The 14,751-nt window shown below is 48.3% G+C and carries 10 protein-coding genes; 9 read left to right on the top strand and 1 reads right to left on the bottom strand.

Features of this window, described 5'->3' with window-relative positions:
* Positions 1-24 precede the first annotated feature (24 nt).
* The 7 genes from HNQ56_RS01365 (at position 25) to HNQ56_RS01395 (ending at position 9,616) form a co-directional block, all read left to right on the top strand.
* Positions 25-867, top strand: coding sequence for an ABC transporter ATP-binding protein (locus HNQ56_RS01365; protein WP_429142012.1), 843 nt, complete (start codon positions 25-27; stop codon positions 865-867).
* A 19-nt stretch (positions 868-886) separates the two neighbouring features.
* Complete coding sequence (locus HNQ56_RS01370) at positions 887-3,379, top strand: COG1361 S-layer family protein (protein ID WP_429142014.1); 2,493 nt, start codon at positions 887-889, stop codon at positions 3,377-3,379.
* Between the two features lie 93 nt (positions 3,380-3,472).
* Entirely contained in the window at positions 3,473-4,000 is a 528-nt protein-coding gene (locus HNQ56_RS01375) for a hypothetical protein (protein ID WP_429142016.1), read from the top strand.
* Positions 3,990-5,318 (top strand): ABC transporter permease, encoded by a 1,329-nt coding sequence (locus tag HNQ56_RS01380; protein ID WP_429142017.1) that lies wholly within the window; start codon positions 3,990-3,992, stop codon positions 5,316-5,318. The genes HNQ56_RS01375 and HNQ56_RS01380 overlap by 11 nt, the downstream gene beginning before the upstream one ends.
* A gap of 200 nt (positions 5,319-5,518) precedes the next feature.
* Positions 5,519-6,040, top strand: coding sequence for a zinc ribbon domain-containing protein (locus HNQ56_RS01385; protein WP_429142019.1), 522 nt, complete (start codon positions 5,519-5,521; stop codon positions 6,038-6,040).
* A 33-nt stretch (positions 6,041-6,073) separates the two neighbouring features.
* Positions 6,074-7,582, top strand: a complete 1,509-nt coding sequence (gene gltX / locus HNQ56_RS01390) for a glutamate--tRNA ligase (protein ID WP_429142021.1) — start codon at positions 6,074-6,076, stop codon at positions 7,580-7,582.
* A 165-nt stretch (positions 7,583-7,747) separates the two neighbouring features.
* Complete coding sequence (locus HNQ56_RS01395) at positions 7,748-9,616, top strand: ATP-dependent helicase (RefSeq protein WP_429142023.1); 1,869 nt, start codon at positions 7,748-7,750, stop codon at positions 9,614-9,616.
* Between the two features lie 56 nt (positions 9,617-9,672).
* Here HNQ56_RS01395 and HNQ56_RS01400 read toward each other — a convergent pair whose 3' ends face one another.
* Positions 9,673-10,038 (bottom strand): DUF1292 domain-containing protein, encoded by a 366-nt coding sequence (locus tag HNQ56_RS01400; RefSeq protein ID WP_429142024.1) that lies wholly within the window; start codon positions 10,036-10,038, stop codon positions 9,673-9,675.
* Between the two features lie 353 nt (positions 10,039-10,391).
* Between HNQ56_RS01400 and HNQ56_RS01405 the strand changes: the two genes are divergently transcribed.
* Both HNQ56_RS01405 and HNQ56_RS01410 read left to right on the top strand, forming a co-directional pair.
* On the top strand, positions 10,392-12,110 hold the full coding sequence (locus HNQ56_RS01405) for a methyl-accepting chemotaxis protein (protein ID WP_429142026.1): 1,719 nt from the start codon (positions 10,392-10,394) through the stop codon (positions 12,108-12,110).
* Between the two features lie 178 nt (positions 12,111-12,288).
* Positions 12,289-14,712, top strand: a complete 2,424-nt coding sequence (locus HNQ56_RS01410; protein WP_429142028.1) for an ATP-dependent DNA helicase — start codon at positions 12,289-12,291, stop codon at positions 14,710-14,712.
* Positions 14,713-14,751 lie beyond the last annotated feature (39 nt).

Below are 14,751 nucleotides of genomic sequence, written 5' to 3' on the forward strand. Positions count from 1 at the left end.
GCCGCTCAGTCAGGAAGGTGTTAAATGAAAAACAACGGAGACGAAAATATCATAGAGGTGAGAAACGCTAAGAAGATTTACAGGATGGGTAAGGAGAGAATCAGTGCGGTTGACGATGTCAGCTTCGCCATACGGCGGGGGGAATTCTGCTGCCTGTATGGCGCTTCCGGTTCCGGTAAATCCACCCTGCTTAATCTTATGGCGGGGATTGAAAAGCTTACCTCCGGACAAATCATTATCAAAGGAAAGAACATACATAAAATGGGGGAAAAGGGTCTGGCAAAGTTTCGTCAGGATAATCTGGGATTTGTATTCCAGTCCTATAATCTGATGAATGCCATGACCGCTCTTGAGAATGTGGAGCTACCCCTGGTATTTAAGCGGATAGCGGGAAAGAAGAGAAAGAAAATGGCGAAGGATATGCTGGTCAAGGTGGGGCTGGGGCCCAGACTCAAGCATAAGCCTAAAGAAATGAGCGGTGGTCAGCAGCAGAGAGTAGGTATCGCCAGAGCCTTTGTCAGCAATCCCGAGATTGTATTTGCCGACGAGCCTACCGGTAATCTGGATTCCAAGACCTCCAGGGAGGTTATGGATCTGATTAAGGCCATGGCGAAGGCGAACCACCAGACGATTGTCATGGTTACCCATGACCGGAAGCTGGCAGAATATGCGGATCGAATCATTCATATATTCGACGGTAAAGTAGAGCATATAGAGCGGATTGAACATCCGGAGGTTCCGGAGACAGCCGGTCAGCCGGATGAAACAGGAGAATCCGGAAAGGAGCCGTCAACGGAAGAGCCCGCAGCAGGACGCGCCGGGGAACCGGGTACGGATGACCAGATACAGGAACAGATTATAGCATAAGAGAGAAGAATAACATTATATGAAGGAAGTAGAGGGACAGGGAATGAAAGGAAAGTTTAAGAAGATAATGGCGGTAATGGCTGCGGTGATGATGACCTTACTTAGCCTAACAGGAAGTTCACCCCGTGTATCTGCGGCAGTAGCTACGGGAATTATGGTTAATGAGACAATAAAGGAAGACGACCTGATATTGGTTCCGGGAAAAGTGAAGCACATGAGAATTCCCATCAGAGCGATGAACGGGTTCCTGCGGGATGCTACGGTTGCAGTCTCGGCATCGGAGGGGGCTCCTTTTTCCTTTTCTGTACCGCAGCTGACGGATATTAATCGCAATCCGCTTTCCTATCTGTCGGATTATGGTACTACCTATGTAGATTTTGACGTGGATGTGAAGGAGACGGCAGGGATTGGCTCCTGGTCCATTGATATTGAAGTGTCCAGTCCTGAGGACGAGGGGACGGTTTCCCTCAAGCTTCAGAAGCCCGTCAAGGTACAGGTGCTGAAGCCCCTGGCCAAGGCTCAGATTACGATGGGCAATATTAATGTCAGCCAGGCAATCATTGGTGAAGAAGCCAAGATCAGCTTTGTGATGAGGAATGAAGGCGAGATTACAGCAAGAAATACCTACTACAGTCTGGTTTATGACGGTGCGCCGGGTGTTGTCCCGAAGTATACCACCAAGAGGATTAAGGTAGGTGATCTTAAGCCCGGTGAATTTCATTCCGTAGAGCTTCCCATTGGTATTCTTACAACGGCGGAGCCCGGTCTGAAGAGTGTCATGGCAAAATTTGAGTATGTGGATGTAGATGGTAATCCGGGAAGTGATTCCAGTGAAATCTATTTTGATATTAATAAGAATGAAAACGCTCCTGAGCTGGTGGTTGACAGTATTTCCTATGAAGGAACCTTTAAGCCGGGAGAAAACGTAATTGTCAAGCTGAAGCTGAGAAATTACGGCAATCGTCTGGCGGATGATGTGTCCGTTAAACTGGACGACGCGACTTCCGGCGAGGATGGCTTTTATAAGAATTATTTTACCGACAGTGTTCTGGTTGGCTCCGTGGGTGCTGATAAAATTTTAGAGGCAAAGCTTCCGCTGACCATATCCAAGAAGGCGACGGGCGGCAATAAGAAGCTGAATCTGATTGTTGATTATGTGGATGAGAAGGGTAATAAATACGCCTTAAATGTCAATGTTTATCCGGAGGTAATCGGAAAACCGGAGGAAGTAAACGAAGAGACGATTCTGGTATTGAATAATGTGTCCCAGAGCCCGGAATCACCTGCGGCAGGGCAGAGCGTGACGGTTTCCTTTGATTTGCAGAACAAGAGCAAATCCGATGTGACCGAGATCAAGCTGGCTCTTCAGGGGCTGGACGGAACCACCTTTATTCCGAAGAATTCCGATCCGTACATATATATTGATAAGATAGAGGCAGGAAAGACGAAGCGCATCTCCGTTCCTTTGGATCTGGCCGATACGATTCCGGGAGGAATGAACAATCTTACGGTAAAGTATTCCTATGCGGAGAATGCTGCCGGCGACACAGTGATCATACCTGTGCGCAACATTCAGAATGATCTGGGCAGCGCCAGCATGCCCAAGCTGATTATCAGTAAATATGCGGCTGACGTGGAAGAGCTGCGGGCAGGCTCCACCTTTAATTTTACCTTTGATATTCACAACACCAACGGTTCTGTTGCGGCTAAGAATATCACCATCACCTTAAAGCAGGCTGAGAATATATTCTCAGTGACCCAGGGAAGCAACAGCTTCTTTATCAACAAGATTGCTCCCGGTGAGACGGTACAGCAGACGGTGGAGATGAAGGTGAAGTCCGATGCCAGCACCAAGGCATATGAGCTTGAGGTTATTATTGAATATGAGTATGACGGCATTAAGCCCAATCCTGAGACCGGTGAAATCGGTGTGGGACGTACAGAGAAGTTGAATCTGCAGGTGGTGGAGAATTCCAGACCTGTGGTGGATTATGTTAATGTTTATTCCTGGGATGGTCAGGTAACGGTGGGCAATCCGGCTACTCTGTCCTTTGAATTCTATAATATGGGCAAGTCTCCGCTGAATAATGTAGTTGCCACGGTAGAAGGCGATTTCACGAAGGCGGACGGCAATATGTTTTTCCTTGGCACGGTGGAAGCGGGAAGATCCGGCTACAGTGAATTTGACGTAATACCGGGAGTCGAGGGCCTTGCAAAGGGTACTTTGATGATTACCTTTGAGGACAGCAACGGCGACACCCTGAATTTCACCAAGGAGTTTGAGGCAACGGTTACGTCGGCAACCACCTTCGACCCGAATATGCCGGGAGGGGACGGTTCCGTGGATGTATTCAATCCCGAGGTGCCGGCGGCGAAGGAACCGATTCTTAAGTTATGGGTGTTTATCATAATACAGGTTGTGATCTTTGCTGCATTTATACCGATCACCAGAAAGGTTATTATCAGTATTTATAAGGTAAAGCTTCGTAAGAAGGAACAGGGCGAGCGCTAATCAGACAGCCTGTGGGAAACAGGAGAATGATCCTGGTGTTAAATTTTGTGCCGGCACCCGAAGGACGGTGCTTAGGCAGAATGGAGATTATTTATGGAAAGCTTATTGAATAATGGAATATTATTGACTGCAACTGCAACCGCAGTCGGCAGCACAAACAGCACGAGGGAGGTTTTGCAGAGCACTTCCTCTGCCGAATCCGTGACGGTGGAGGATACAACAAATGTTGATGCCGCCGCTGGTGATGTTGTAACCGGCGACGCCGCCGGTGATGAGAGCGCGGTTACGGATGGAGCCGAGGGTGCAGGAGAAGATGTTGCAGGAGAAGATGCCGCTGTTGATGAGAGTGTCATTTCCGGGGAAGACGGTATGGCTGCCGGTGATGGGATCATAGTGGATGATGGTATGGCATGGAACGGAGAAGGTATGGCCGGCGGTGACGGCATGATGGGAGAAGGAATGATGGTGGATCCCATGGGAGCGGGGGTAAAGGATCCCCTGTTATCCTCCTGGCCCTTTGTAATTGGTATTTCCTGTGCGGTATTGGCAGTCAGCATAGTTTTGGGAGCTCTTTTGGCCAAGCTAAAAATAAAAAAAGGGATTGAGCTGTATGAAGATTAGTGATTTGTTTAAAATGGGCCTGAGAAATCTGTCCCGTAGAAAAGCAAGAACGGTTTTAACCGTGCTGGGCGTTGTCATCGGCTCCTTATCGATCATTATTATGAGATCCATTGGCTATGGAATGGAGAATAATTTTGAATCCCAGGTTATGCAGCAGGGAGGATTAACGACTATTACCATCCAAACCTATGCGGGGATTATCGATGAGAACGGTGACTGGGTAGGCTCAAAGGAACAGAAGCTGGATGACCGTCTGGTGGAAGAGATACGCAAGATCAAGCATGTGAGGGCCGTATCTCCGCTGGTTGAGCAGTATGTGAGTCTGTACAGCGGAAAGTATAGGAGCGGGGTATCTCTTACAGGAATTGATCTGAGCACCTTTGAGGCCTTTGATTTCCCGGAGCTTGCTTATGGGTCCTATCCCACCGAAGGGGATAACGCATGGATTGTATTCGGATCAAATATGCCTTGGAGCTTCTATGAGTATAATTCCCGGAACTATAATGAGGTTCAGCTGGATTTGCAGAAGGAGAAGGTGGTCCTGAAGTTTGAGGGATATGCCATACCGGATCAGAAGAAGGAGTTCAGTCTTCCTTTAAAGAACATCGCCAAGATGGAGAAGACAGACAGCGACTATGACTACAGGGTCTATGTTGATATTAATTACATGAAGCAGATTTTCCGTAAATACTGTAACACCCTGTCCCTGGAGGACCGGAAACGGGCAATAAAGTCCATAGACAACTACCAGCAGATCATGCTGAATGTGGATAATCTGAATAAAGTAACCGAAGTTCAGGATGAGATCAAGAAGCTGGGTTTCCAGTCTTCCAGTATGATGCAGTATCTGGAGCCTCTGCAGGAGGCCTCGGATACCCTTCAGATGGTATTGGGAGCTTTGGGAGCGGTGGCAATGATCGTGTCCGCCATCAGTATTGCCAACACCATGGTAATGTCCATCTATGAGCGTACCAAGGAAATCGGAATCATGAAGGTGCTGGGCTGTGTGGTAAAGGATATCCGTAAGCTCTTCCTTCTGGAAGCGGCAATTATTGGTTTGTTCGGAGGATGTGTGGGCATTATTCTGGGTTACATCGCCTCCTGGGCTATCAACAAATATGGCGCTCCCATATTTGGTGCGCTGATGTCCGGTAACTATATGTATGATACAGCAAATACCAAGTTCTCAATCATACCGATCTATCTTCCGCTTATATCATTGATGATCTCCGTCGCGGTAGGTCTGTTGTCGGGATATTTCCCTGCAAGACGTGCAACGAAGATCAGTGCGATTGAAGCTATGAAAACAGAGGGTTAACTATAACGAAAGAGTTCAGCCGGCGACAGGAAGGAACATCATGTCCTCCTTTCTGTCATCGGCCGGACTCTTTCCTCTTAATCTTAATTTACAATTTTGGACAATTGATTTTTGGATATAATGTGGTATAATGGTATACGTTGCTAGCAACGCAGGTGTTGTTAATGGCGCAGGATAATGTAAAAACGAGGTGAAAACCGATGATATGTAATAACTGTGGAAGGCAGATACAGAATGAAGCCGCTAATTTTTGCGAATACTGCGGTTTTTCCTTCCGGGAACAAAGGCAAGGAACAGAAGCGGGGGCCGTTCCGGAACCGGGGCAGAGCTTTTTGCCCAGACAGGATATGCAGCAGAGACCACTTTCTATGAGCGGTATGGAGCAATTCCCGTCAGGAATGACCCAGGCAGGGCTGCCCCAAGGGGAAGCCCAGGACAAACCCATAAGCTTTTTAGGCTGGCTTGGAACCTATGCTTTGCTGCTGGTGCCTTATGTCGGCTGGCTGATCTTTATTGTTATGCTGTTCGTCTGGGCCTTTAGCAATAGCACACCGGCGACAAAGAAGAACTGGGCCAGAGTTACACTGATTTTTGTGGGAATTCTGATTATTGCCCTGCTTGTCCTTATGATTTTTGTATATATGCCGTACTATCAGCAGATGATGAGCGGGGATTTTGATTTTAACAGCTTTTATAAAGGCTTATCGAATAATTTACAATAATATGCTGCTTTTTCCCAGCGGATGGAGGTCAGAATGAGCACAATCAGAACCAGATTTGCACCAAGTCCTACAGGCAGAATGCATGTAGGTAATTTAAGAACCGCATTATATGAGTATTTAATTGCAAAGCATGAGGGGGGCACCTTTCTTCTCCGAATAGAGGACACGGATCAGGAGCGTCTGGTGGAAGGAGCGGTGGATATTATCTACCGTACGCTTCAGGGAACCGGGCTGATTCATGATGAAGGACCGGATAAGGATGGGGGATATGGACCCTATGTGCAGAGTGAGCGCCAGGCCAGCGGAATTTATCTGAAATATGCCAGGCAGCTGGTTGATAAGGGGGCGGCTTATTATTGTTTTTGTACGAAGGAGCGTCTGGCATCCCTGAAGACCGCGGTAGGGAACCCTGCGGAGGAAGAGGATGAGGATTCCAAAGAGGAAAACACGGCAGCTAATGTGAAGGAAATCATCAAATACGATAAGCACTGTCTCCATTTGACGAAAGAGGAGATAGAGGCCAACCTGGCAGCCGGACTGCCCTATGTTATCCGCCAGAATAATCCGGCCCAGGGCTCCACTACCTTCCAGGATGCGATTTTCGGGGAGATTACGGTGGATAATGACGAGCTGGATGATATGATTCTGATCAAATCGGACGGCTTTCCTACCTATAATTTTGCCAATGTGGTGGATGATCATTTGATGAAGATAACCCATGTGGTACGGGGCAATGAATATTTGTCCTCCACTCCCAAGTACACCAGATTATATCAGGATTTTGGATGGGAGGAGCCGGTTTATGTTCATCTGCCGCTGATTACCAACGAGGAGCATAAGAAATTAAGTAAGCGCAGCGGGCATTCCTCCTACGAGGATCTGCTGGAGCAGGGCTTTGTATCGGAAGCAATTATTAATTTTGTGGCACTGCTGGGCTGGAGCTCCTCTAATAATACGGAGATTATGTCCCTGGAAGAGCTGATCAAAGAGTTTGATTACCATCATATTAATAAGGCTCCGGCGGTGTTTGATATTGTGAAGCTGCGCTGGATGAACGGGGAATACCTAAAGAGCATGGAATTTGAGAAATTCTATGAGCTGGCGCTTCCCTATATCCGTGAGGTGATTACAAAGGATCTGGATCTGAGAAGAATTGCAGCACTGGTGAAGTCCAGGATCGAGACACTGGTGGACATCAAGGAAATTATTGATTTCTTCCAGGAGCTTCCGGAGTATGATATTCAGATGTATACTCACAAGAAGATGAAGACGGATTCCCAGAGCTCCCTAAAGGTTTTGACAGAGCTTCTTCCCAGCTTCGAAGCGCTGGAGGATTACAGCGAGGAAGCCATCGAGGGTGTGATTATGTCCTATATTGCCCAGGAGGGAATTAAGAACGGGCAAGGTCTGTGGCCCGTAAGGACCGCCGTGTCCGGCAAGCAATCCACGCCGGGAGGCGCTTATGAGATTATGAGCATTCTGGGCAAGGAAGAAAGCCTGAGAAGAATTAGAAAAGCAATTGAGTTGTTAAGCATGGCCTAAGCAGTTCGTGGCTGTTTAAGCTTTTTCACAAAGGGGATGCTGTGCGTTTGTCTGCGGCATTCCCTTTGTAGATATCATATCTGCGCTCCGGTTTTCTATAGGGAATTGAATCTAACGCATTCTATTTTTTCGCAAAAGAAGTTCCATGAAGGAAAGGCAAGTATTATGAACAGAGAGATGAATCAGGCACAGCAGCAGGCGGTGCTTCACAGAGATGGGCCGATGCTGGTTCTGGCGGGCCCGGGATCGGGAAAGACACTGGTAATAACGGAGCGGACAAAGCGGCTCATTGAAGACGAAGGAATACCGGAGGAGCAGATTCTGGTTATTACCTTTACAAAGGCGGCAGCCGGCGAGATGAAGGATCGTTTTCTGAAAATACGGGGAACAGAGCGGACCAGAGTTAATTTTGGCACCTTTCACGCGGTCTTTTTTACTATTTTGAAGCATGCCTATCATTTGAATGCAGGGAATATTATCAAGGATGATATGCGTTTCCAGTTCATGAAGGAGATTATTCACCAATATGGGCTGGAATACGATGATGAGAAGGAATTCATCTCCGATCTGTTCTCTGAAATCAGTCTGGTGAAGGGAGGCAGGATGGAGCTTGGGAACTATTACTCCATAAGCTGTGCGGATGAGATTTTCCGCGGCATTTACACCGACTATCAGCAGAGACTGGCGAAATTAAATCTGATTGATTTTGACGATATGCTGCTCCTGTGCTATGAGCTGCTGGTGAAGCGGAGGGATATCCTGGAGCTGTGGCAGAAGAAGTTTTGCTATATCCTTATTGATGAGTTTCAGGATATTAATGCGGTGCAGTATGATATTGTCCGAATGCTGGCGCTTCCCCAGAATAATCTGTTTATTGTGGGAGATGATGATCAGTCCATTTACCGTTTCCGGGGCGCCAAACCGGAGATTATGCTGAATTTCCCTAAGGACTATCCGAACTGTGACAGGATTCTCCTGGATCAGAATTACCGGAGCACACCGGCCATTCTTCAAGCGGCGGGAAAGCTGGTGAAGCACAATAAGAATCGTTTTGACAAGCAGGTATGTGCGGTCAGGCAGAGTGGAAATGAGATTACCATACGGCATTTCAATACCCTGTCCGAAGAGAACCAGGGATTGGCACAGGAAATACGGAGACTGAATAAAGAAGGGATTTCTTTCTCGGGTATGGCAGTACTGATCCGTACCAGTCTGGGCTCGGGAGCCATATTGCACAAGCTGATGGAGTATAATCTTCCCTTTGTCATGAAGGATGCGCTGCCAAATCTCTTTGAGCACTGGATTGCCAGGGATATTCTGGCCTATCTGAGGCTGGCAGCGGGACGGACGGACCGCAGCCTGTATCTCCAGATCATTAACCGGCCGAAGCGGTATGTGAACAGAGAATGCTTTGACCGGCCGGAGGTGGATTTTGAAGCGGTGAAGGATTATTATGAGGATAAGGAATGGATGCTGGAAAGGCTGACCCAGTTTGAATATGATCTGGCTCTGCTGGAGAGGATGAATCCCTATGCGGCAGTTAATTATATCAGGAAGGGAATCGGATATGAGGATTATTTGAGGGAGTATGCCGGACAGCGCAGAATAAGGGTTGAGGAGCTGATGGATATTCTGGATGAGCTGCAGGAGAGCGCCAGGGAGTTCAAGACCTGTGAGGAATGGTTTCACCATATGGAGGAGTACCGGGAAGAGCTGAAGAAGCAGGCGGGAGAGGCCCGGCAGAAGGATACGGACAGCATCACCATAACTACCATGCATGGCTCAAAGGGATTGGAATTCCGGGCCGTATTTCTCATGGATGCCAATGAAGGAATCACCCCTCATAAGAAGGCCTTGCTGGAGGCCGATCTGGAGGAGGAGAGGCGCTTGTTCTACGTGGCAATGACCAGGGCCATGGAACATCTCTATATCTTCAGCGCGAAAGAACGCTATAATAAGGTCTCTTCCTGGTCCCGTTTTATCGATGAGATAAGAGAACCGGAGGAGACAAAACCGGGCAGGGAAGGTACATAGGAGCTCGTAACATAAAAATAGCCTGGGTTCCCTTGGAACCGCAGGCTGTTTTTATGTTATTCCTCTTCGTCTTCTAAATCATCGAAATCATCTTCATCGTCGTCATCAAACATATCATCATATTCCGCGGCATCCAGCAATTCTTCAAATGCATCTGCCACAGCCTCGAATTCATCGTCATCATCTATGTTGAGAAGCTGGGGTTCATCATCGCCCTCTTGAATGAAGCGGTACAGAAATACGTTGTCCTCTTCCTCTTCTCCCTCTTCCGGCTGTAATGCGATATATTCTTTGTCATCTACAGTAAAGATTTCCAATATGATACAGTTTAATTCGGTGCCATCATCTAATGATAATGTGATTGAATCGTGCTCATGCTCGTGACCGCAGCCGCAGCCATCTCCGTGAATGTGCTCACCCATAATACTACCTCGCTTTTTTATTTAATGACAAGCAAAATGTATTTTATTCGGCTTGTCTATCCCAATAAAATCACTATTGGAATATAAGTAGAATGTACCAGATTGAGGTAAAAAATGCAAGTGAAATCATTTTTCTCACGATACTTTTGTTTAAGCGGTTGACCTTATGCCGCTTGCTCCCAGAGACAACATGACGGACAATCGACCACAAGAGAGGCGCATAGCTTGCTTTTCTATATAAATTCGACAAAATAAGAGAAAAAAATGTATTTTTCTCCATGAGTTCTTGCTTTTCCCACTTAGGTATAATAGAATGAAGATAAGAAAATTTAATAAAATTGGGGGAACATTCAATGAAGCAAATCAAGCAATCAATCAAGATTCAAGTTTGGCTCCTGTTCGGTATTATCTTCTTATTCAATCTCGTTTCAGTGGGTGTTCTGCTCAGTGGATGGCTGCATAATGCGGCCTGTGTGGAGGATATTGAGGGAAATGTTTCACACAGCCAGGAGATTTCCGGCATTACTGCAGCTCATGTCAGTTGGGTGAACCAGCTTAGCGAACATTTAAAGGACGGCAAGGAATTCACGGGAAGCTTAGACCCCGCAACCTGCTCCTTTGGAAAATGGGTGGGAGTGCTTCCCCGGGAATTCAGGGAGGATGCCGCCATCGCCGAGGCACTTCATAACATTGAAGGCCCCCACACGCTGATTCATGAAAAGGCGGCTGAAATCATTGAGCTGAACAAAACAGATTCTATGACGGCATATAATGAGTACGAACACACGATTCTGCCCAATGTGCTGACGATCCTTTCCAATCTAAACACCATTTCAAACCGGTATAATGATCTCACTTTTAATAGTGTCATCACATCGGCAGATCTCCTGCAAAGAAATTCCATCATTCAAATTTTGCTAATCATACTCGTATTGGTGATATCCGTGGTCATTGCGCTGCTGGTTATGCGCCTGACTATCCGCCCCATTAAGAAGATCGCAGAGGCCTTTGAGGGAATCGCACAAGGAAATCTGAAAACCAGCATCCAGTATCACAGCCGGGATGAGATGGGCCGGATGGCCGGGCTGATCAATGAAACCATGCGGGGACAAAGCCTGATTATAGAAGATTTAATCGATAAATTCATCAAGATTTCTCAGGGAGATCTGCAAATTCAGGTGGATGTGGAATATCCCGGTGATTTTGCGGTGCTGAAAGAGACCATTGACGCGACAGTATCAGCCCTCAATGAAACGATGTATATCATTCATGCCGCCGCCGAACAGGTTGGCACCGGTTCCCGTCAGGTTTCCGACGGGGCGCAGGCGCTGGCATCAGGCTCCGCGGAACAGGCGGCCAGTGTGGAGGAATTGAATGCCGCAGTCGCACAGATTGCAGAACAAGCAGAGGAAAACCGCTCCACTATGGAAGTAGCCGCCGGATATATCGGGCAGGCGGGTGCGGGGGTGAGCGCCAGTAACGAATATATGCGCCAGCTCTCCGCGGCGATGGCTGAAATCGGATCTTCCTCAAGCCAGATTGCCAATATTACAAAAGTGATCGAGGACATTGCGTTCCAGACCAATATTCTTGCTCTGAATGCCGCCATTGAAGCGGCCCGTGCCGGAGCTGCAGGAAAGGGCTTTGCGGTTGTGGCCAGCGAGGTGCGTAATCTTGCGGCAAGGTCTGCCGAAGCCGCCCGTCAGACTGCGGAGTTGATTGCAGCTTCGGCAGTCACAGTGGAGCGCGGAGCGGAAATTACCGGGCAAACGGCGCAGGCCTTGCAGGACACAGGAGTAAATGCCGGGAAGGTGACCGAAAGCTTTGTCAGAATTGAGCAGGCATCAGCCGAGCAAACACGTGCCATTGAACAGATCAAGGAAGGGATTTTTCAGGTTTCCGCCGTGGTACAGACCAACGCCGCCACAGCGGAGGAGAACTCCGCCACCAGCGAGGAAATGTCAGCTCAGGCCGCCATGCTGCGTGAGGAGGTTGGAAAATTTAAGCTGAAGGATGACAGGGCCAAAGCCGGATTTTTGCTTCCCGGTACTATGGCGCTGGGAAAGTATTAATGACTTCCGGCCTTAATGGGCAGCCTAAAAAATCAAACAAATGTTTTGTTCTTCTTGGCAGTGCTGCCGGCATTATGGTATAATGTCGATAGACATTATACTGCGCGTTCTGGCACGAAGTGCCATACCATGGACGCTTGCGGACCTGGTATAATGTCCATGAATTCCTGATCTGTGGATGACATTAACTGACAGCAGGCGGAGAGGATGGATGAGGCTCATGGGAGAAGTCAGGGATATTAAAATTTCAGTGCGCAGTCTGGTTGAGTTCATTCTCTGTTCCGGCGATCTCGATAATACAAGAGGAAGAAATGAAATGGAAGCCATGCAGGCAGGCTCCAAGATCCATCGGAAGCTGCAGAAGCAGGCGGGTGCTGATTATACGGCGGAGGTTCCTCTGAGCATTACGGTGCCGGTGACCAGGGAGGACATTACCTTCGAGCTGACCATTGAAGGAAGAGCGGATGGGGTAATCCGCAATGGTGCAATTAAGGATAAGGAGGATAATAATCCTCCGGAGATTATCATAGATGAGATTAAAGGAGTCTACAGGGAGCTGTCCCATATGACGGAACCGGTGGGGGTTCATCGTGCCCAGGCCATGTGTTATGCTTATATCTATGCGGCGCAGCAGAAACAGAGCAGGATTGGCATCCGCATGACCTATTGCAATCTTGAGACAGAGAACCTGCGGTATTTCGAAGAAACACTGACCTTTGAAGCGCTGGAGGAATGGTTTGAACGGCTGACGGGTGAGTATGCCAAATGGGCCTCCTGGCAGATAAAGTGGACTGAGAAGAGGAATGAGGCAATTAAGAAGCTGGAATTTCCCTTTCCCTACCGTGAGGGGCAGAAGGAGCTGGTCACAGGAGTTTATAAGACCCTTCTGAGAAAGAAAAAGCTCTTTATTGAGGCGCCCACCGGTGTCGGAAAGACAATATCCACGGTGTTTCCCGCGGTTAAGGCCATGGGGGAGGGGATCGCGGAGAAGATATTCTATCTTACGGCGAAGACCATCACCCGGACCGTGGCAGAGGATACCTTCCGCCTTCTGGGAGAGGGCGGGCTGCACCTTAAGGCGGTAACCATCACGGCAAAGGATAAGGTCTGTATTCTGGAGAAGCCGGACTGCAATCCCGGAGCCTGCCCCAGGGCCAAGGGACATTATGACCGGGTCAATGATGCGGTGTATGATCTGCTGCGGAATGTAAATGAAGTCCGCCGGGAGGATATTGTCTATTATGCGGAGAAGTATGAGGTCTGTCCCTTTGAGATGGGGCTGGATGTCACTCTTTGGGCGGATGCCATTATCTGTGACTATAATTATGTCTTTGATCCTAATGTATATCTGAGGCGGTTTTTTATGAGTGAAAAACCTGGTGATTATGTGTTTCTTATTGATGAGGCCCATAATCTGGTTGATCGGGCCAGGGAGATGTACAGTGCCGTATTGTATAAGGATGATTTTCTGGAAGTGAAGCGCCTGGTGAAGGACCGGGGGGACAAGCTGGTCAGACAGCTGGATCATTGCAATAACGATCTGCTGAAGCTTCGGAGAGACTGTGATGATTTTGAAGTGCTGGAGAATGTGGACGGCTTTGTCATGCATCTCATTAGTCTGATGACGGAATATGAGACCTTTTTGCAGGAGGGGTATATACCGGAGGGAAAGGACGAGCTCCTGCGCCTCTATCTGGATATTCGGCATTTCCTGAGCATGTATGAGCTTCATGATGATAAATATACCATATATACAGATTATGAGGAGGACCGTTTCCGCCTGAAGCTGCAGTGCATGGATCCGTCCCGGAATCTCATGAACTGTATGAGCAGGGGCCGGAGCGCGGTGCTCTTTTCCGCCACACTGCTTCCCATCAGCTATTACATGGAGCAGCTGGGAGGAAGTAAGGAGGACTATGCAATCTACGCACCTTCTTCCTTCCTGCCGGAGAACCGGCTGATTATGATCGGTACGGATGTCAGTACCAAATACACCCGGAGAAATGAGCGGGAATACCGAAGGGTACTGGATTATATTAAGGATTTCACCGGGGCCAGAACCGGGAATTATATGGTGTTCTTTCCTTCCTACCAGCTGCTGCAGACTGTGGCGGAGCTGGCGGGAGATGAGCTGGAGGGACTGGTGGTGCAGAGCGCATCCATGACAGAGGCGGAGAAGGAGCTGTTTCTGGAGGAATTCGTGGAAGAGCCTGTCAGCAGCCGGATCGGCTTCTGTGTCATGGGTGGTATCTTCAGCGAAGGAATTGACCTGAAGAATAACCGGCTGATCGGTGCGGTCATTGTGGGAACGGGCCTGCCCATGGTATGCAATGAACGGGAGCTGTTCCGCGGATATTTTGATGAGAAGAACGGCAATGGCTTTGACTATGCCTATCTTTATTCCGGCATGAACAAGGTTCAGCAATCCGCGGGAAGGGTAATCCGGACAAAGGAGGATCGGGGAGCCATTCTTCTGCTGGATGAACGCTTTACCCAGAAGCAGTACTATAATCTGTTCCCCAGGGAGTGGTTTCCCCATATGACGGTCAATCTGGGATCGATGAAGAAAATATTGAATGAATTCTGGGGTTCCGCAGAATAAGGACACAATATTGGAACCCCGGCGCTGCGGCACTCGTCT

It is taken from the genome of Anaerotaenia torta, from assembly GCF_050433395.1.
In the GTDB taxonomy this organism is placed as follows: domain Bacteria; phylum Bacillota; class Clostridia; order Lachnospirales; family Lachnospiraceae; genus Mobilitalea; species Mobilitalea torta.

Bases quoted from the DNA above. Each gene is read 5' to 3' on its own strand.
- HNQ56_RS01375 (WP_429142016.1), top strand. From the start codon at position 3,473: ATGGAAAGCTTATTGAATAATGGAATATTATTGACTGCAACTGCAACC.
- HNQ56_RS01380 (WP_429142017.1), top strand. From the start codon at position 3,990: ATGAAGATTAGTGATTTGTTTAAAATGGGCCTGAGAAATCTGTCCCGT.
- HNQ56_RS01405 (WP_429142026.1), top strand. From the start codon at position 10,392: ATGAAGCAAATCAAGCAATCAATCAAGATTCAAGTTTGGCTCCTGTTC.
- HNQ56_RS01370 (WP_429142014.1), top strand. From the start codon at position 887: ATGAAGGAAGTAGAGGGACAGGGAATGAAAGGAAAGTTTAAGAAGATA.
- gltX (WP_429142021.1), top strand. From the start codon at position 6,074: ATGAGCACAATCAGAACCAGATTTGCACCAAGTCCTACAGGCAGAATG.
- HNQ56_RS01400 (WP_429142024.1), bottom strand. From the start codon at position 10,038: ATGGGTGAGCACATTCACGGAGATGGCTGCGGCTGCGGTCACGAGCAT.
- HNQ56_RS01365 (WP_429142012.1), top strand. From the start codon at position 25: ATGAAAAACAACGGAGACGAAAATATCATAGAGGTGAGAAACGCTAAG.
- HNQ56_RS01410 (WP_429142028.1), top strand. From the start codon at position 12,289: ATGACATTAACTGACAGCAGGCGGAGAGGATGGATGAGGCTCATGGGA.
- HNQ56_RS01385 (WP_429142019.1), top strand. From the start codon at position 5,519: ATGATATGTAATAACTGTGGAAGGCAGATACAGAATGAAGCCGCTAAT.
- HNQ56_RS01395 (WP_429142023.1), top strand. From the start codon at position 7,748: ATGAACAGAGAGATGAATCAGGCACAGCAGCAGGCGGTGCTTCACAGA.